Origin of the sequence: Ornithinimicrobium pratense, assembly GCF_008843165.1 — a bacterium.
GTDB lineage: Bacteria > Actinomycetota > Actinomycetes > Actinomycetales > Dermatophilaceae > Ornithinicoccus > Ornithinicoccus pratensis.
In genome coordinates, this window is the sequence record NZ_CP044427.1 from 1376069 (window position 1) to 1394459 (window position 18391).

Genomic DNA, 18391 nt, shown 5'->3' on the forward strand with positions numbered 1-18391 from the left:
TTTCTCAGCGGGCCCGTCCGGAACGCCGGCGGGCGGGGGCCGTGCGACAGTGGAGGGGGAGGTATGAGATGAACGCGGAGGACAGGCAGGGACCGTCGGGCGGCCCGACCTGGGGCAGTCCCGGCGCCCGGCCCGGTGCGCCAGATGCCCAGGAGCAGCTGGCCGATCAGGGGGTCGTGCAGCGGCCGCCCTCGGCGGCGGTGACGGCCAGGGCGGTGCAGACCTGGGTAGACCAGACGATCGCCCAGGCCGAACGGCAGGGGGCCTTCGACAACCTGGCCGGGGCCGGCAAGCCGTTGCGGGACGTCGACATCCGCAACGACCCGGACTGGTGGGTGAAGAGCCTCATCGAGCGCGAACGGCTCGACCTGTCCGAGGCGCTGCCAGGCGTCATGCAGCTGCGTCGGGAGAAGACCACCTTCCCCGAGTCGCTGCTCGACCTGCACGAGGAGGCCGCGGTCCGGGAGCGGCTCGAAGACTTCAACGAGCGGGTCCTGGCCGACCGGCGCCGACCGCACGTCGGTGCCGGTTCGCCCCCGGTCGTCGGACGGGTGGACGTCGAGGAGATGATCGGGGCCTGGCGCGACCTGCGTGCGCAACGCGGGGCCTCGGGGACGACTCCGGCCGCTGAGGCGGTGTCAGGGGACGAGGCGACCGCAGACGCAGGTGCCGCGGATCGGGACGGCGGCAAGGGCAGGGCGCGCCGTCGCCGCTGGTGGACCCGCCGGCGCCAGCCCTGACCGACACCTCCCACGAGACCCTCGGGGGAAAGGGGACACCTGCGGGGGCACGGGTTCCGCGCGGGTCAGATCCCCAGCCAGGGGGAGAGTGCCCGGGCGGCGGCGCGGCCGTCGTGGTGCTCCCGGGCCCACGCCGGGCCGCGGGCGGCCAGGTCGCGGTAGCGGTCCCGGTGGGCCACGACGTCGCGGAGCACGTCCTCCAGGGTGTCCGCCACGGCCTCGAGGACCGGAAGGCCTGGGGTGCGCTCGCGCACGTGGTCGGCGACGTGCCCCACGACGAGCCGGCCGGCGGCCATCGACTCGGCCGCTAGCGTGGCGACGTTGCCGAGCACGACCTGGTCCACCACCACGTCGGCGTCGGCGACGAAAGCGGGCATCTGCGTGTGCGGCACGCCGGTCAGGCGTCGGTAGACCACCAGCCCCTCCTCTTGCAACCGGGTCAGCACCTCCTCGACCGCCGCGGTCCCCTTGAGCCTCGGGTTGGTCGGTGCGTGCAGCACGACCGGCTGCTCCCGCCTCAGCAGCGGCTGCGCCGCGCCGGGGGAGAAGCGGTCGACGTCGGCGGTGATCGGGAGCAGGGCCGCGCGGGGCACGTGCTCCAGCATGTCCGGCGTCGGCACGAAGACCGGCACCCCGCTGCCCTCGAGCTTCGCCAGCACCGCCCGGGTCCGCTCGACGGTCGCCTGCAGCCGCTCCCACCGCTCGTCCCACTCCCCGCGGAACGGCGAGTGCGGGTATGCCGCGGCGTGCCGTCGCAGGTCCCGCATCTCCGAGCCGTGCACGACGACCGCGACGTCGATCCCAGCTCCCCGCAGGTCGTCCAGATCCTGCGTGATCCACCGCTCGTAAGGGTCGTCCAGCACGGCCCAGGCCGACTCGGCCAGGACGTGGGTGGCCCCGGGCTGCCCGTCGGTGCCCAGGATCCTGGCCCGGTGGGCTGCCATACCCCGCAGCTGCGCGGTCCGGGGCAGGTGCCAATGACTGGGATAGCCATAGTTCACGCCGCCGCGCCCGCGCCGCCCCAGCGACATGGCCCGGGCGCTGGTGCCGGGCAGGGTCTGGGCGGCCAAGGCCCAACGCTCCCCCTGACCGGCGGTGTTGAGCGGGCCGACGACCAACCGGCGCGAGGACCCGGGGTCGAAGCCGGGCTGCCGGGCGACCTCCCGCTCGGCCCGGAGGCGCAGCACGGTCTCCCCGATCCCACGCACCGGAGAGGGCAGGGCGGTCCAGGCCTGGTAGGCCCAGCGGCGTGGACCCCGCAGCGGTGACATGCTGCGAGCGTAGTCGCGGTTAGGCTGGGCGCGATGCTCGCTCTGTGGCGCACCGTCCGCCAGCTCATGACGGTCCTGCCGGCCGGCACCCGACGGTTCATCGCCACCTTCGCGGTGCTGCAGAGCCTGCTCGCGGTGCTGGATGTCGCTGCCATCGGGCTACTCGCGATCGTGCTTGCCCCCATGCTCACGGGCCAGGAACTGACTCTGCCCGTCGTCGGCATCACCTTGGGCGAGCCGCAGGACTTCGGGGTCGTCCTGCTCATCGTGGGCTCGCTCATCGTGCTGAAGTCGGTGCTCGCCATCAGCCTGCAGTGGTGGGCCACCCGCCGGTTCGCCCGGTTCGAGCAGGTGCTCGGGGCCCGGTTGCTGGCCGCCACCTTCAAGGCACCCTGGACCGAGCGGCTGAGCCGCAACTCCACCGACATCATCCGCTCCACCGACGTCGGTGTGGGCTCGACGGTCGCCGGGGTTCTCATCCCCTTCTGCCAGCTGAGCGGGGAGGTGTTCACCTTCGTCGCCGTGCTCGCCGTGCTGCTCGTGGCTCAGCCTGCCCTGGCCACGGCGACGATCATCTACTTCGGCATCGTCGCCTTCCTGCTCTACCGCGTCGTCCTGCGCCGCGCCGTGCGCGCAGGGCAGGACAACCGGAAGTTCTCCGCCAGGGCGATGCGGCTGGTCAGCGAGATGGTGCACTCGCTGAAGGAGGTGACCCTGCGGGACAAGTCGCAGGAGGTCGCCGACACCGTCCTGAAGGTCCGGCGCCGGGCCTCGCTCGCGCGGGCCAACCAGAACTTCCTGGGGGTGATCCCGCGCTACGTCCTGGAGGCCGCGCTGGTCGGCGGGTTGATCATCGGCGGCCTCATCGGCTACCTGCAGGACGGCGTCACTGGCGCGGTCACCGCAATCGCGCTCTTCGGCGTCGCCGGCTTCCGGCTCGTCCCTTCGCTCACCCGGTTCCAGACGATCATGGGCCAGACCGGTGCCAACATGCCCTTCGCCGAGCAGGTGCTGGAGGAGATCGAGCGGGGCAAGGAGTATGTGGACGCCGAGCTCACCGGCGGCAACGAGCCCCTACCCGGCGGTGCGCGCACGCTGCGTCTGGACCGGGTCACCTTCACCTACCCCGGCGCCTCCACGCCGGCGGTCAAGGACGTCAGCCTTACCCTGCCGTTCGGGCACACGCTGGCCCTCGTCGGGGCCTCCGGCTCAGGGAAGTCGACGCTGGTCGACCTGATCCTGGGGCTGCTCCACCCCGACTCGGGCCAGATCTACGTCGAGGACCGGCCCTTGCCGGACGTGCTCAAGGCCTGGCGGTCCCGGGTCGGCTACGTGCCCCAGGAGGTCACCCTCTTCGACGCCACCGTCGCCCGTAACGTGGCGCTGGCCTGGGACGACGCCAACATCGACGAGGACCAGGTGCGGCGCGCACTGGACCGGGCCCAGCTCCTCGACGTCGTCGAGTCCCGCCCGGACGGGATCCACGGCAAGGTGGGGGAGCGGGGCCTGCAGCTCTCGGGCGGTCAGCGCCAGCGGCTCGGTGTCGCCCGGGCGCTCTACACCGACCCGCTCGTCCTGGTGATGGACGAGGCCACCTCCGCGCTCGACACCTCGACCGAGGCGGCCGTGACCTCGGCGATCCGTGAGCTCTCCGGCGAGGTCTCGGTCATCGTCGTGGCCCACCGGCTGGCCACGATCCGGCACAGCGAACAGGTGTGCTTCATGCGTGAGGGCGAGCTGGTCGCCAGCGGCACCTTCGCCGAGGTCGTCGCGGCCCAGCCCGACTTCGCCACGCAGGCAGCGCTGGCCGGGCTGACGTGAGCGCCCAGCTCACCGGTCCCGGCGGTCAGGCGCCACGGATCGCGCTCCTCGTCTTCCGGGACGCCGACACCGACTCGCGGGTGCTGCGCAGCGCGGCCACCCTCCAGGAGGCAGGTGCGGAGGTGCTGGTGATCGGGCTGGCCCCGACCCGCTCCGGGCTGGAGCCCGGCCCAGCCGTCGTCGGCGGGGTGCCCCTGCACCGCACCATGGACCTCGACCTGGTCCGTACCTTCGGCACCGCGGCCAGGGTCTGGCGTCGACTGCGGGGCCGCGACCCTGTGACCGGGGCCACCTCGTCCGCAGCGGAGCGACCGGACTCGAGCGGCACCGCGGCCAGCGGCACCGCACCATCTCAGGCCTTCGCGGATCCGCCGCAGGCCGGGTCCCGGCTCCCCCTCTCCTGGCGTAAGGTCTACCAGCGAGGCTTCCGCACCGCACGGTTGGTGCGTTACTGGGCAGGAGCCCTGGTCACCGCTCGCCGGTTCGGGGCCGACGTGGTCCACGCCAACGACGGGAACACCCTGGCGCCCGCGCTCCTGCTGCGGGTCCTGCAAGGCACGCGGATCGTGTACGACTCCCACGAGCTGTGGCTGCACCGCAACGTCCGGCCCCGGTTGATTGCCCCGCTGGTCGAGGCCGTGATCGAGCGGGCTGGTGTCCGCTGGGCAGACGCCGTCCTCACCGTCTCGCCGTCGATCGTCCGGTGGCTTCAGCGGCACTACCGGCTAGCGGAGCCACCGCTGCTGGTGCGTAACGTCCCGCTCTGGCCGGGAGCACTGCCCGACCCGGCCCGGGGAAGGCTGCGGGAGCTGGCCGGACTGAGCCCCCGCGACAAGGTGATCTCCTACTGCGGGGGTGTCACGCGCGGGCGTGGCCTGGAGGAGACCATCGACGCGCTCGCGATGTTGCCCTCGGACGTCCATCTGGTGATGCTCGGCTTCGGCAGCGGGGACTACGTGCGGGGTCTGCTGGCGCGGGCGGCCGCGGCCGGGCTGACTGACCGGGTGCACCTCGTCGGGCCGGTGCCCAGTGCGGAGGTCCCCCAGAGCCTGGCCGACGCCGACCTGGCCATCGTCTACGTCCGTCCGATCGTGCTCTCCTACACCTACTCCCTGCCCAACAAACTCTTCGAGTCGATCCACGCCGGTCTGCCCATCGTGGCCGCGGACCTGCCGGACGTCGCTGCCCTGGTGGAGGAGCACGGGGTCGGCACCGTCTTCGCCGTGCCGGAGGGAGCGGTCCAGGAGGACGGCGACCAGCTGGAGGCCGCAGACGACCCCGCGCGCCTGGCCGCGGCCCTGGCGCAGGTGCTGGCCGACCCGGAGCCCTACCGACGCCATACCCAGGCGTTGGCGCCGCTGCTCGACTGGCGACACGAGGCCGAGCACCTCATCGAGGGCCACGCCCGTGCCGTGGCAAGATGCGGGACGTGAACGACACCCGTCCCAGCCTGCTGATCATCTCCTACTCCCGGCTGTTCCGGGACGCCCGCGTGCTGCGGCAGATCAGGCTGTTCCGAGACGACTACGCCGTGACCACCGTCGGTTATGGACCCGCGCCAGAAGGCGTGGTCGCCCACCACCAGGTCCCGGACGAGATTATCTACTGGCACGTCGACCGGAAGCTGGTCGTGGCCCGGATCTACCAGCGTGCCTTTGACACCGCGCCCATCACGCGATGGGCTCGGGAGCAGCTCGTCGGGCAGGAGTACGACGTCATCCTGGCCAACGACCTGCAGCCCGTGCCGGTCGCGATCGAGATGCGGCCGCGCGGAGGCGTGCACGTCGACCTGCACGAGTACGTCACCCGTCAGAAGGAGGAGGTGTGGCGCTTCCGCACCTTCCTGGCGCCGTACTACGGCTACCTCATCAAGAAGTGGGTGCGGCGCGCCAACTCGGTGACCACGGTGGGGTTCAAGCTGGCCGAGCAGTACGAGGCAGAGTTCGGGGTGCCGTGCGGCGTCGTCTTCAACGCCCCGGAGCGGCGTGAGCTGACTCCCGGTGAGGTGGCAGACCCGGTGCGGCTGGTGCACGCGGGGGGCGCGACCCCGGGCCGCCTGGAGATGATGCTGGCGGCCGTCGAGCAGGTGCAGGGGGGAGCTACCCTCGACCTTTTCCTGGTGGACTCCGGGAGCGGGTATGCGGGGTCTGTGCGCGAGCGGTATGTCGACCATCCCCGGATCCACGTGCATGACGCCGTGCCGACCAGCGAGCTGGTGAACACCCTGCACCGTTACGACGTGGGCGTCCATATCCTGGCGCCGGTGTCGTTCAACCACCGCTACGCCATGCCCAACAAGATCTTCGACTACGTGCAGGCCCGGCTCGGGGTGCTCATCGGGCCCAGCCCGGAGATGGCGGCGCTGGTGCGTGAGCACAGCGTGGGCTGGGTGAGCCAGGGCTTCACCGCTGCCGACGTGGCCCGCACCATCGACGGGCTGACCCGCGACGACGTGGCCCGGGCCAAGGGGGCCAGCGACGTGGCGGCCCGGGTGCTGTGCGCCGAGGAGCAGGTCGCCGGGTGGGCCGAACCGGTGCGCGCCCTGGCGCGAAAAGCTGGCTGAGGACTCGACGAGGTCGTCTCCTGGGTCGGCACCCTGACCCAGCCGGCGCGGCCGCCGGTCGCCGGGCACCACCTGGACGCCCTCGACCTCGAGGTGCGTCGCACCGTCCGGGACCGCGCCGAACGGCCGGACGTACGCCATACCGGATCGGACACCGGGGCCCCACCCCGCACCACGGCAGGAGAGAGCGCATGATCACCGGACGACCCGAGGCCCGCCAGGGGCAGGACCACCTCGTGCTGACCCGCACCTTCCGGGCCCCCGTGGAGGACGTGTGGGCCGCGATCACCGAGCCCGAACGGTTAGGCCGGTGGTTCGGCGTCTGGAGCGGTGACCCCACGACCGGCCAGGTGCAGGTGCGGTGGGACTTCGAGGACGATGTCGCGGAGGAGACCTACGTCATCGAGGTGTGCGAGGCGCCGCACCGGCTGCGCCTGCACAACCTTGCCGACGATCCGGGGCAGGTCTGGACGCTCGACCTGCGGCTGAGTGAGCAAGCAGGCCGGACGGTCCTCGACTTCGCCCAGGTGATGAACGACGCACTGCCGGTCACCGAGGTCGGCCCCGGGTGGGAGTACTACCTGGACCGGCTGGCCGACAGCGTGCGCACCGGCGAGGTCAGCCGGGTCGGCTGGGACGGTTACTTGGACCTGGCGCCGGAGTATGCCGAAGCGTTCGGGGCGAGCAGGCAGTGAGCTGCTGACGGGGTGCTGAACGCCCGCGGGAGGCTCCGGTCAGACCGGTCGCAGCGGCTGGTGCGGGGCGTCGGGGAGGTGGATCGAGACCGGGTGGCCGGGACGGACCTCGCCACCGTGCTCGACCACGGCCATGACCCCGGCCTTGCGGACGACCCGGATGCTGCCTGCGTCCGCGGAGCCGGTGGAGGGGGCAGGTTCCTCGCGCGGGATCCCGTCCTCCCTGGTGAGGACCACCTTGAGCAGGCCCGACCGGAACTCGTTGATCTGGGCGCACGGGTTGCGCAGCCCGGTCAGCCGGAGGACGGCATCGCCGATGCGCAGCAGGGTCCCCGTGGGCAGAGCGAGAAGATCCACTCCGGAGGTGGTGATGTTCTCGCCGAGATCACCGGGGGACAGCTCGTAGCCCATCTCGCGTGCTTGCACAAAGAGCTCGGCATGGATGAGGTGCACCTGGCGCAGGTTGGGCTGGTTCGGATCGCGCCGCACCCGTGAGCGGTGCTGGACGAGGGTCCCGGCGTGGGCGTCGCCGACGATGCCGAGACCGGCGACGAGCTGGATCTGCTCGACCGGCACCTTGCTGAAGCGGTGCAGGCGGTCTCGGCTCACTGCCACGACGTGTGGGCTCGACAGGTCAGCCATGTGTCGCTCCATTTCTGTGTTTCATGGTGGTCGTGCGCGTCCGACGGGTCAGGGTAGGTGCTCGTGCACCCAGTCGGCGAGCAGGCGGGCGCAGGCGTCGACGCCTTGGGACCAGGTGCGGCCGGCATCCTCGTCGGCCTGGTCGGAGACGTGCTTGACGAGGCGCGCCGGGACGCCCGCGGCGCGGGCTGCCGCGGCGACGGCATACCCCTCCATGTCCACGAGGTCGGCCACCTGGGCCACCCGCTCCCGCTCGGAGCCACCCGCGACGAACCGGTCGCCGGTGGCGAGCACCAGCCCCTCACCGGAGCTGACCGGAAGGTCCAGCGGCGGGCCGTCCGCGCGTCCGGTGACCGCCAGCACCGCCTCACCGGCGTAGTCGTGCTGGACCACGCGGCATACCTCGTGGGTGCCCTCGACCCCGGGACGGAGGCCGCCCGCGGTGCCGACGTTGACGATCTGCTCCGGCAGGGTCCCGGACGCAAGCAGCCGGCTGACCGCGATCGCAGCGCGCACCTTGCCGACCCCCGTGACGAGCACGGGGTGGTCGACGGTGAAATGGCGGGCCTCCTGCTCCAGCGCCACCACGATGAGGGTGGAGGAGGGGGTGAGTCGTCCGGCGAGATGCACGGCAGGTCCTAGCTGCCGAGGAGCGCGTCGAGGACGGCGGTGGCGGCGTGGCCGTCGCCGTAGGGGGTGGCGTCGGTAGCCGCGGGCTCGGGGCGCGAGGCAGCGCGGGCGATGTCGTCGGCGCTGGCGGTGCGGGGGTCGACGAGCGCGTTCCAGCCCAGTTCGACGGTCTCGACCCACTCGGTCTCGCTGCGCACGGTGGTGCACGGGGTGCGCAGTGCGAAGGCCTCCTTCTGCAGGCCGCCGGAGTCGGTGACCACGCCTCGGGCGGCGTCGACAGCGCCGATCAGAGCGGGGTAGGGCAGGGGGTCGCGCACGGTCAGCGAGCCACCTTCCAGACTCAGGCCCTGAGCCTGGGCACGGGCCCGCAGCCGGGGGTGGGCCAGCAGCACGACGGGGTGGTCGACCCGCTGCAGGCCGTGGACGATCCCGGCGAGCCGGGCGGGGTCGTCGGTGTTCTCGGCCCGGTGGATCGTGGCCACGGAGAAGTTGCCCCGCTCCAGGCCCAGGTCGGTCAGGACACCCGCGGTGTCGGTGAGCCCGGAGCGGACCTTCATCAGCACGTCCACCATGACGTCACCGACGAGGATCGAGCGTGCGGTCAGGCCCTCGGCGGCCAGGTGGTCCATCGCCACCTGGGTCGGGGCCAGCAGCAGGTCGGCGGCGTGGTCGGTGAGCACCCGGTTGTGCTCCTCGGGCATGGCCCGGTTGAAGGAGCGCAGCCCGGCCTCCAGGTGCGCCACCGGCAGGTGCAGCTTCACCGCGGACAGTGCCCCGGCCAGGGTGGAGTTCGTGTCGCCATACACCAGGACCCAGTCGGGGCGGTGCTCGGTGAGCACCTCGTCCATGCGGGCCAGGATCGCGCCGGTCTGGGCGCCGTGGCCGGCCGAGCCCACCTCCAGGTGCACGTCCGGGTCAGGGATCCCCAGGTCGGCGAAGAAGACGTCGGAGAGCATCGGGTCGTAGTGCTGCCCGGTGTGCACGATGACGTGCTCGACCTCCCGTCGGGCGCACTCGTCGGCGATCGGTGCGAGCTTGACGAACTGGGGGCGGGCGCCGACGACGGACAGGATCTTCATGGCCCCAGCCTAGGCAGGCACGAGGTATGCCGTGGCGCGCGGCTACGGTGGGGGCGTGCGCGTGCTGGTGGTGACGACCTGGTTCCCGACCCCGTCGTCGCCGACCACCGGGATCTTCGTGGCCCGGGACGTAGCCGCGATCGCGACCCGGCACCAGGTGGTGGTGCTGCACCTGGTGGCGCCGGGTCTGGCCGATGGTGTCCACGACGCCGGCAGCGACGTGAACACCGACGCCGGCACGGCGGGGCCGGACGGCGTGCACGTCGAGCGCCTGGTCATGGACCTGCGCCGCCCCGACCACATCCTGCGGGCGGCGCGGCGTATGCGCGCCCTCGCTGCCGGTGCGGATGTCGTGCACTCCATGGCGATCTCGGCGTTGCTGCCGTTCGCGGTGCGCCACCCGGGGCGAGGTTGGGTGCACACCGAGCACTGGTCGGGCCTCGGGGCACCGGAGACGCTGTCGACGCTGCTGCGGGCAGCGCGCCTGGCGGTGCGGCCGCTGTTGGCCCGGCCGGACGTCGTGGTGGTCGTCGGCGAAGGTCTCGCGGAGTCGGTCCGGGCGCTGCGCCCGGGGCCGGTTGAGGTCGTGCCCAACATCGTCACCGCCCCGACGACCCTGACGCCTCGCCGCGACGCTGGCGTCTCACTGGGTCGGCGAGGGCCCCTGGAACTGGTCGCTGTCGGTGGGCTGATTCCGCGCAAGGACCCGCTGACTGCGGTCGCGGCGACCGCCGAGCTGCGCAGCCGGGGGATCGATGCCGGACTGACCTGGGTGGGTGCCGGACCGCTGGAGGCGCAGGTGCGCGATCACGCGGGGCAACTGGCGGTGCCGCTGCGGCTCACCGGGTCGCTGCCCCCGCCCAGGTGGAGGTCGTGGTGTCGCACGCCGACATCTTCCTGCTGCCCACCCACGCGGAGACCTTCTGCCTGGCGGCGGCCGAGGCGCTGGCGGCCGGTCGACCGGTCGTTGTCGGCGACAGTGGTGGTCCCAGCGCCTTCGTCGCCCCTCCGCGGGGTGCTCTGGTGCCGCCCCGGGCCGGGGCGGCCGTCTGGGCGGACGCGGTCGAACAGGTGTGGAGCCAGGCTGCCGGGCTGACGGCGGAGCAGATCGCGCAGGACGTCCGGGTGCGCTACAGCCCCACCCGGTATGTCGATCGCCTGGCCGCGATCTACGCCCCCCTCGGCCAGGCGGAGCCGGGGAGCGACTCATCGTCGACCACGGGTGGGCACCCGGTGGTTGATCTGGTCATCGCCGTCCACTCCACGCAGCGCCGGGTCGAGCGGGCGGTGCGCTCGGTGCTCGACGGCTCACCCGGGGTGGACGTGCGCGTGACCCTGGTCGCGCACAACATCGGGGCCGAACAGGTTCGCGCGGTGCTCAGCGAGCAGTCCCGCGCCGACGAACGGGTGCGGGTGCTGGAGCTGGCTGACGGCATACCGAGCCCGAGCGGGCCGTTCAACGCCGGCCTGGACGCGGCGACCGCGCCGTGGGCGGCGATCATGGGCTCCGACGACATGCTGGCCCCGGGCGCGCTCGCCGGATGGCTCGAGGCGGTGGCCGGGATGAACCCGGCGGATCCGGTCGTGGTGATCCCCCCGTTGCGGCTCGCCGGTCGTACGGTGCCCACCCCGCAGCGTCGGCCGGGGCGCACCGGGCGACACCGCCGGCTGGACCTGGTGGCGGACAGGCTCAGCTACCGCTCGGCGCCTCTGGGCTTGCTCTCCCGCGGTGCCTTGGCCCTGCCCGGTGCCCGGCTGATGCCGCAGGTCCGGGTCGGGGGAGACGTGCCGATGGTCACCGCGCTCTGGGCGCAGGCGCACGTGGTCTACGCCGCGGGGGCACCGGCATACCTGATCCAGGAGGACGCGCCTGACCGGGTGACCTACGAACAGCGCCCGATCACCGAGCAGCTCGCCAGCATCGACGCCCTCTGGGGGACGCCATGGGTCATCGCCCTGACGCCCCGCCAGCGCCGATCGGTGGGCACCAAGGTGCTGCGCATCCACATCTTCGGGGCGATCCTGACCCGCCCGGACCCGCAGTGGTGGACGCCCGAGGAGCGGGTCGAGCTGGCCCGGGTGACCCGGCGGGTGCTGGCCGAGGCGCCCGGCTGCGCCGACCCGCTGAGCCTGGCCGACGGCGACGTGCTGCGCGCGGTGCTCGACGTCGGCACCCCCGCGGCGCAGCTGATCGCTCGGGCCCACGCCCGACGTTGGCACGGCAGCCCGCGCACACTGCTGCCCTCGTCCTGGCGGCACGTCCTGCACCCGGAGGCGCCGGTCCGCTTCATGGGCGCGTCGTTGATCGCCGCGCGTGCTCGGTGACGGTCGTGTCCAACCAGGCCAGCAGCTCAGCCACGACCTCGTCGCGGTTGATCTCGTTGAACACCTCGTGCCGGGCCCCCGGCCAGACCTTGGTGGCGACCTGGGCCAATCCGGCGGCCCGGTAGAGCTCGGCGACCTCCCGCACTGCGCCAGCACCACCGACCGGGTCGACCTCCCCGGCTACCAGGTAGACCGGCAGACCCCGTGGCATCCGGTAGACCGTCGACGGCTCACTCACCCAGCGCAGCCCGGTGAGCAGGTCGCGGTAGAAACCGGCCGTCGCGTGGCCCCCGCAGAGCTCGTCGGCGACGTAGGCGTCCACCTGGGCCTCGTCACGGGAGAGCCAGTCGAAGTCGGTCCGGGCCGGGCGGAAGGGCCGGTTGTAGGGGCCCAGCGTCAGCGCCTCCATCAGGCGGCTGCGCACCCGCGGTCCCCGCAGCCGACACTCGAGCCGGGCCAGCCGCTCACCCAGGAAGCCGGCCAGCCCCGGGTCGCCAGCCGTGCCGGACAACACCAGTGCAGCCAACCGCTCACCGTGGCGTGCTGCGAACGCCCGCGCCAGGAAGCTGCCCATGCTGTGCCCGAGGAGCACCACCGGCGCACCGGGGTGGCGGCTCTGCGCCTCTTCCACCACCACGAGCAGGTCGTCCACGGCCGCGGCGAAGCCGTGCTCGTCGCCCAGGTGGGCCAACCCTTCGGGACCGCCCCCACCGACAGTGGTGCGACCGTGGCCGCGATGGTCGGCGGCGGACATGGCATACCCGGCGCGGCCGAGCTGCTCGGCCAGGTGGGCGTAGCGCGCGGCGTGCTCCACCATCCCGTGGGCCAGCACGACCAACGCCCTGGGCGTGCCGTCGGGCACCCACCGGTGCACGTGCAGGACCGTCTCATCGCTCGTGGTCAGGGTGGTGGTGCTCGCGTTCATCTGGTCAGGGTATGTCTGCCAGGGCACGTATCCTGGGCCGGACCCCGCCGACCGGAGGGGACTTTCCACCACCGACCAGGACGGACCTGACTGGATGAGGATTGCGGTTGTCGCGTTGGGCAAGATCGGCTTGCCGTTGGCGGTGCAGTTCGCTGATGCCGACCCCGTGCATGAGGTGGTCGGGGTGGACGTGAACGAGCAGGTGGTGGACCTGGTCAACCAGGGGGTGGAGCCGTTCCCGGGGGAGGCGCACCTGGGTGAGAAGCTGGCGCAGTTGGTCCCGGCGGGCAGGTTGCGGGCCACGACGGATTATGCGCAGGCGATCCCGGGCGCGGACGTGGTCGTGCTGGTGGTGCCGTTGTTCGTGGACGAGACCACCGGTCAGCCGGACTTCGGCTGGATGGACTCCGCCACCAAGAGCCTGGCCCAGCACCTGACGCCCGGCACGCTGGTCTCCTATGAGACGACGCTGCCGGTGGGGACCACCCGGGGTCGGTGGAAGCCGATGATCGAGCAGATCTCCGGGCTCCAAGAGTCGCCCGCGGCGGGGGAGGACGGTTTCCACCTGGTGTTCTCTCCCGAGCGGGTGCTGACCGGGCGGGTGTTCGCCGACCTGCGGGCCTACCCCAAGCTGGTCGGTGGCCTCACCCCCGAGGGCACGGCCCGCGCGGTGGAGTTCTACCAGGCGGTCCTGGGCTTTGATGAGCGTGCTGACCTGCCCCGCCCCAACGGGGTGTGGGACATGGGCAGCGCGGAGGCGGCGGAGATGGCCAAGCTGGCCGAGACGACCTACCGGGATGTCAACATCGGGCTGGCCAACCAGTTCGCCCGGTTCGCCGACACCGCCGGGATCGACGTGCACAAGGTCATCCAGGCATGCAACTCCCAGCCCTACAGCCACATCCATACCCCCGGCATCGCGGTCGGCGGGCACTGCATCCCGGTCTACCCCCGGCTCTACCTGTCCACCGACCCCGACGCCACCGTGGTGCGCACCGCCCGCGAGGCCAACGCCACCATGCCGGAGTACGCCGTCTCCCGCGCCGAGACCGTGCTGGGCTCCCTGCAGGGCCTGAGGGTGGTTGTCCTGGGTGCCTCCTACCGGGGCAGGGTCAAGGAGACCGCCTTCTCCGGAGTGTTCACCACCGTCGCGGCCCTGCAGGAGCGCGACGCGCAGGTGCTGGTCCACGACCCCATGTACACCGATGAGGAGCTGGCCGGCTACGGCTGGGACCCCTACCACTGGACCCCCGGCACCCCCGGTCAACCCGTTGACGTGGCCATCGTCCAGGCCGACCACCCCGAGTACGCCGACCTGTCCGCCACCGACCTGCCCGGCCTGCGCCTGCTCCTGGACGGCCGCCGCATCACCGACCCCACCGCCTTCACCGGCATCCCCCGCCTCACCATCGGCGGGGGCGAGACCCCCACCCCATGAGCCGCGGTCCGGGGGGCGGCCGATGAGCTGGTGGCAGGTGCTGCCCGGCCTGGTCGGGCTCGTCCTGCTGTGGATGCTGCCGGGGTATGCCGTGCTGCGCCTGCTCGGGGTGCGAGGGCTGCTCGCCTGGGGCGCCGGGCCGGCGGTGACGACCGGGCTGTCCGGCGTGCTGGCGATCGGCTATGGCCTCCTCGGCGTGCCGTGGCGGCTGTGGGCGCTTCTGCTGGGACTGCTGTTGGTCGTGGCGGTTGCCGCACTGGTCGGTCGCCTGCTCGGCAGCACGACTGACCCAGCGGGGGTGACGGTGGCGGGGGAGCGGCGGCTGCGCCCGGTCGAGCGGCTCTGGCTGGTGCCCACCTGGGCCCTCGGCGGCGGGGTCCTCGCCGCGACGATGATGACCGGGATGGGGCGCGCCGACCAGCCCGGGCAGGCGTGGGACGCCGTCTTCCACTACAACGCGGTGTGGTCCATCACGCAGACGGGCAACGCCTCCTCGCTTGGTGGGCTCTCGCCCATGTATGCCGACCTCGCCGCCCCCTTCTACCCGGCCGTCTGGCACGGCATCGTCGCGGTCGCGCCGGGCTTCCCGGGGGTGACCGAGGCCGCCAACTCCTCCTCGATCGTCATCGGTGCCGTGATCTGGATCGCGGGGCTGGTCGCGCTGGCCCGCGTCGTCTGGCCGGCCCGGGCGCTGCCTGCCGTCCTGGTCCCAGTCCTGGCGGCCAGCTTTGTCACCTTCCCGGCGATCGCGGTCTCGATGCTCGCGGTCTGGCCGTTCGCGCTGTCCACCGCGCTGGTGCCCGGCACGATCGCCTTGCTCATCGCCACCCTGCGCCGGGTGCTGTCCTGGCGGATGCACCTCTCGCTGGGGCTCGGGTTGGCGTGGGCGGTGGCCGGGGTGGTGCTGGCACATCCCTCGGGCCTGTTCAGCCTGCTGCTGCTTGGCCTGCCCCTGTTGACGGTGCTGCTCTTCCGGCAGCTGCGGCGCCAGGCCCGGGCCGGTCGTCGGGTGCAGGCGTGGGTGCTCGCCGCCATCTGGGTGCTCGCGGTGGTCGGGGTGCTGACCTTCCTGGTCAACTTCGGGCCGGTGCGCTCGATCATGGACTACGAGCGCGGCGGCCAGGAGTCCTACCTGCCCGGGATGGGCTCGCTGATCGTCGACCACCCGCTCGTCTACGTCTACAAGACCACCTCGGTCAACCTGGTCGTGACCCTGCTGGTCTGGCTCGGCATCGTGCTGAGCGTGCGGTGGCGGCACGCCCGATGGCTTGTGGTCGCCCTCGTCGGCGCGGTCGTGCTTACCCTGCTGGCCGCCGGCCCGGCCGACAACCCGCTGCGGGTGCTGGCCGGGTTCTGGTACACCCAGGCCTCGCGGCTCAACCAGCTGGTGCTCGTTCCGGCGATCATGCTGGCCGCCGGTGCCGGGGCCTGGCTGGCGAGCCGGATCGGCCGCTCGCTGGGTGCGCCGGTGCAGGTGGGCGCTGCCATCCTCGTGGTGCTCCTCGTCGTCCTCACCTCGGGCCTGCGCTGGACCAGCCATGTGCAGGTCATGGCCTCGACCTACACCACCTACCCGATCGCCTGGGGCACCATGCTGGAACCGGAGGAGATCGAGATGATCGACCGGGCCGCCGAGGTGCTCCCCGACGACGCGATGGTGCTGGGGGAGCCGGTCGCGGGGTCGCCCTACCTGCTGCACCGCGCTGGGGTGCAGGTCGTCTTTCCCCAGCTCAGCCCCATACGCGACAGCCCGGAGCGGCGGATCCTCGAACAGCGCTTCGACCAGTGGCGCACCGACCCCGCCGTGTGCGAGGCGGTGCGTGCGTTGGGGGTGACCCACGTCTACGCCGACTCGCTGAGTTTCTATGACGAGGCCAACGCCAAGTACGAGCCGACCACCCAGGGCCTCTACCTCTTTGAGCCCACCGAGGGGGACGACTTTCGCAAGGTGGACGAGGGCGGCAGTGCCTCGCTGTGGGAGTTCCACGGCTGCGCCGGCGGAGACCGCTGAAAGGGCCCCCGCCGGCGCGTCACCGGATGGTCGGCGTCATCCTGGCCTTGCGGTCAGTCCTCCGGGTCGTCCAGGTATGCCGCCAGCTGCACCTGGAGTGCGGCCGAGACCGCGTCGGTGCCGCCGAGGATCACGATGCGCTCGGGCGTGAACCGCTCCAGCTGCTCGATGGTCGCACCCGGCAGGTCGTCCTGTCGGGTGAGCAGCACCGGGGCCGCCGATCGGACCGCGATCGGCCCGCCGGACAGGGCGTCCGGGAACCGCTCACCGGTGGACACGAAAACGGTCGAGGTGTCGTCCGGATAGAGGCCGGCGACCTCGGCTGAGGTGACGTACCGGTCGACGCCGGCCAGTCGGGTCACTGTGCCGTCGGTGTAGTCCTCCAGCGCCGTCAGCACGCCGTCGGAGATCGCCTCTTCGCCGCCGAGGACGACGATCCGGGCGGGGTTGGTCTCCTGCAGCGCCGAGACCGTGGCCGAGGGCAGACGGTCGGTGCGGGCCAGCAACACCGGCCCGTCCTCCAGACCGGCGCGCGCGGCACCGGTGACGGCGTCCGGGAAGTTCTGGCCGAGGGCGACGTACACCACGGGGACGTCGGTCCCGAAGGTCTTGGCCACCGCCGCGGCGGTTCCGTAGCGGTCCTTGCCCGCCAGCCGGCTGACCGAGTCCGCGCCACCGGGGACGTACTCGGCCAACGCGTTCTCGACCGAGGCGTTGACGGCCTTGTCGCCGCCAAGCACGACAATCTCCTGCGGCATCAACCGCTCCAGCTCCTCGGCGGTGACGGTGGGTAGGCTGCCGGCCCGCGTGAGGAGCACCGGGACATCGTCCGTGCCCGCCCGCGCTGAGGCGGGCAGGGCATCGGGGTAGTTGCCGCCTGTGGCGATGTAGACGACGTCGACAGACGGGTCCCACGTGGCCGAGACAGCGGCGGCGGTGCCGTAGCGGTCAGCGCCCCAGATGCGCTCGACCATCCTCTCGCCCTGGGTCCACACGAAGGTGGCCGAATCGGTCGCGGTACAAGTGGGGGAGTCCTCGTGGGCGTAGCAGGCGGTGATCTGGTCCGCCCCCGGGGCGGCGCCGGTGTAGGTGAACTCAGCCTGGCCGGTGCCATCGGTGCTGACAGTGCCGGCGGCGGTGTTCGCGCCGGAGACGGTGAAAGAGATCTCGGCGCCGGCGGCCGGGTCGCCGCTGTTGGACTCGGTCAACGTCGCGGTGACCGTGTGGGTGCTGCCGACCGGGGCGGTGCCGGTGTCGGGCTCGAGCACAAGGTCGTGGGTGACGATGACCGCGCCGGGGGTGCAGTTGACACCGGGGTCTGGGGTGTAACCGGCCCGCAGGTTGTCCAGGAAGACCGCGGAGTCGAGGATCTGGTCGCCCTGGTCGAAGATCGACAGGTACAGGGTGTTCGTGCCGGGGCTGACCTGGGTCGAGGCCGCCAGCCGCACCGTACTGGCCCCGTTGAGGTCGGGGGAGTCGTCGTCGAAGGCGCCCCCGTCGAAGGCGGTGCCCTCCCCGTTCTCCGGGGTCATGCCCCCCAGGCCGGTGGAGTTGATGCTGACCACCTCGCCGTCCTGATCGAAGGCGAAGTTGTCCGGGGCCACGATCTCGGTGGACTCGGTGGTCCAGGTGCTCTCGTTAAGCTCGGCGACGAAGGCGTCGTTGAACTGGCTGCCGACGTAGTTCGGGTACTCCTCGGAGAGGAACTTGAAGTCGAAGGATAGGCAGTTCGCCCCGGCCGGGACGTCCATGTCGACACGCAGGACGGTCACATCGCGGTCGGTGTCCCCACGGACGGCGGTCCCGCCCAGGGATGAGGAGGCAAAGGTCCCTGGGTGTGGGACGTTCTCCAGGAGCCCGGTACTGAGCACGCCGAAGCTGCTCCCGCTGACCGGGAAGCCGCTGAGGGCGGTGCTGGTGCCGGCGCTGACGTTCTGCCCGTCCGCCAGCGGGATGGTCTCGAAGGCGGCACCGGTGACCAGTGCGGTGTCGGCCGCCAGGGCCTGGGCGACCGCCAGCGCGGTCGCCGGCGTCGCCTCGGCGGTGCCGAGGGCGGTGGGGGAGGCGGTCTGGCCGGCCTCGTGGGCACGCTCGCGGTTGGACTCCGGGGAGTCCGCGGCGGTGACAGCGGATGCTGGCACGGCCAGGCCGGCCAGAACCAGGAGTGGTGCGGCGGCCAGAGCGACCCGTCGGCGCAGCGGCGGATGATGGATGGACATGGAGAAGCCTCTCTGCTTCGAGCCTGCGGCCC

General features: G+C 72.1%; 14 protein-coding genes and 1 pseudogene. 9 read left to right on the forward strand and 6 right to left on the reverse strand.

Annotated features, from left to right (window positions below; genetic code table 11):
• Positions 1 to 68 precede the first annotated feature (68 nt).
• On the forward strand, positions 69 to 740 hold the full coding sequence (locus FY030_RS06190) for a DnaJ family domain-containing protein (RefSeq protein ID WP_158060744.1): 672 nt from the start codon (positions 69 to 71) through the stop codon (positions 738 to 740).
• A gap of 65 nt (positions 741 to 805) precedes the next feature.
• Here FY030_RS06190 and FY030_RS06195 read toward each other — a convergent pair whose 3' ends face one another.
• Complete coding sequence (locus FY030_RS06195) at positions 806 to 2011, reverse strand: glycosyltransferase (protein ID WP_158060745.1); 1206 nt, start codon at positions 2009 to 2011, stop codon at positions 806 to 808.
• Positions 2012 to 2044: 33 nt separating this feature from the next.
• On the opposite strand from FY030_RS06195, the gene FY030_RS06200 reads away from it, so the two are divergent.
• From FY030_RS06200 to FY030_RS06220, 4 genes are all read left to right on the forward strand, one after another.
• Positions 2045 to 3832: an ABC transporter ATP-binding protein gene (locus FY030_RS06200; RefSeq protein WP_158060746.1), complete on the forward strand. Its 1788-nt coding sequence runs from the start codon at positions 2045 to 2047 to the stop codon at positions 3830 to 3832.
• Positions 3829 to 5265, forward strand: a complete 1437-nt coding sequence (locus tag FY030_RS06205; RefSeq protein WP_158060747.1) for a glycosyltransferase — start codon at positions 3829 to 3831, stop codon at positions 5263 to 5265. Before FY030_RS06200 ends, FY030_RS06205 begins: the two co-directional genes overlap by 4 nt.
• Positions 5262 to 6395: a glycosyltransferase family protein gene (locus FY030_RS06210; protein WP_158060748.1), complete on the forward strand. Its 1134-nt coding sequence runs from the start codon at positions 5262 to 5264 to the stop codon at positions 6393 to 6395. Before FY030_RS06205 ends, FY030_RS06210 begins: the two co-directional genes overlap by 4 nt.
• Before the next feature lie 191 nt (positions 6396 to 6586).
• Positions 6587 to 7090, forward strand: a complete 504-nt coding sequence (locus FY030_RS06220; RefSeq protein ID WP_158060749.1) for an SRPBCC domain-containing protein — start codon at positions 6587 to 6589, stop codon at positions 7088 to 7090.
• A gap of 39 nt (positions 7091 to 7129) precedes the next feature.
• Here the strand turns inward: FY030_RS06220 and FY030_RS06225 are convergent, their stop codons facing one another.
• The 3 genes from FY030_RS06225 to wecB are packed head-to-tail and all read right to left on the reverse strand — an operon-like array spanning position 7130 to position 9441.
• Positions 7130 to 7732 carry an MOSC domain-containing protein gene (locus FY030_RS06225; RefSeq protein ID WP_158060750.1) on the reverse strand — a complete coding sequence of 201 codons (603 nt, stop codon included), beginning with the start codon at positions 7730 to 7732 and terminating at the stop codon, positions 7130 to 7132.
• Between the two features lie 48 nt (positions 7733 to 7780).
• Positions 7781 to 8362 carry a nucleosidase gene (locus tag FY030_RS06230; RefSeq protein ID WP_158060751.1) on the reverse strand — a complete coding sequence of 194 codons (582 nt, stop codon included), beginning with the start codon at positions 8360 to 8362 and terminating at the stop codon, positions 7781 to 7783.
• Between the two features lie 8 nt (positions 8363 to 8370).
• Positions 8371 to 9441: a non-hydrolyzing UDP-N-acetylglucosamine 2-epimerase gene (gene wecB, locus FY030_RS06235; protein WP_158060752.1), complete on the reverse strand. Its 1071-nt coding sequence runs from the start codon at positions 9439 to 9441 to the stop codon at positions 8371 to 8373.
• A 118-nt stretch (positions 9442 to 9559) separates the two neighbouring features.
• Here wecB and FY030_RS17200 point away from each other — a divergent pair.
• Positions 9560 to 10024 (forward strand): annotated as a pseudogene (locus FY030_RS17200) (glycosyltransferase); the annotation flags it as partial.
• A gap of 293 nt (positions 10025 to 10317) precedes the next feature.
• A complete protein-coding gene (locus FY030_RS06245) occupies positions 10318 to 11766 on the forward strand; it encodes a glycosyltransferase (protein WP_337692498.1) in 1449 nt (482 codons plus the stop codon).
• Here FY030_RS06245 and FY030_RS06250 read toward each other — a convergent pair.
• Positions 11729 to 12691 (reverse strand): alpha/beta hydrolase, encoded by a 963-nt coding sequence (locus tag FY030_RS06250; RefSeq protein WP_158060755.1) that lies wholly within the window; start codon positions 12689 to 12691, stop codon positions 11729 to 11731. The two genes, FY030_RS06245 and FY030_RS06250, sit on opposite strands and share 38 nt — an antisense overlap.
• A gap of 94 nt (positions 12692 to 12785) precedes the next feature.
• Here FY030_RS06250 and FY030_RS06255 point away from each other — a divergent pair, with 94 nt between their 5' ends.
• A complete protein-coding gene (locus FY030_RS06255) occupies positions 12786 to 14129 on the forward strand; it encodes a nucleotide sugar dehydrogenase (protein WP_158060756.1) in 1344 nt (447 codons plus the stop codon).
• Between the two features lie 22 nt (positions 14130 to 14151).
• Complete coding sequence (locus FY030_RS06260) at positions 14152 to 16140, forward strand: DUF6541 family protein (protein ID WP_158060757.1); 1989 nt, start codon at positions 14152 to 14154, stop codon at positions 16138 to 16140.
• Positions 16141 to 16193: 53 nt separating this feature from the next.
• Here FY030_RS06260 and FY030_RS06265 read toward each other — a convergent pair whose 3' ends face one another.
• Positions 16194 to 18359 carry a cell wall-binding repeat-containing protein gene (locus FY030_RS06265; RefSeq protein WP_192498746.1) on the reverse strand — a complete coding sequence of 722 codons (2166 nt, stop codon included), beginning with the start codon at positions 18357 to 18359 and terminating at the stop codon, positions 16194 to 16196.
• Positions 18360 to 18391 lie beyond the last annotated feature (32 nt).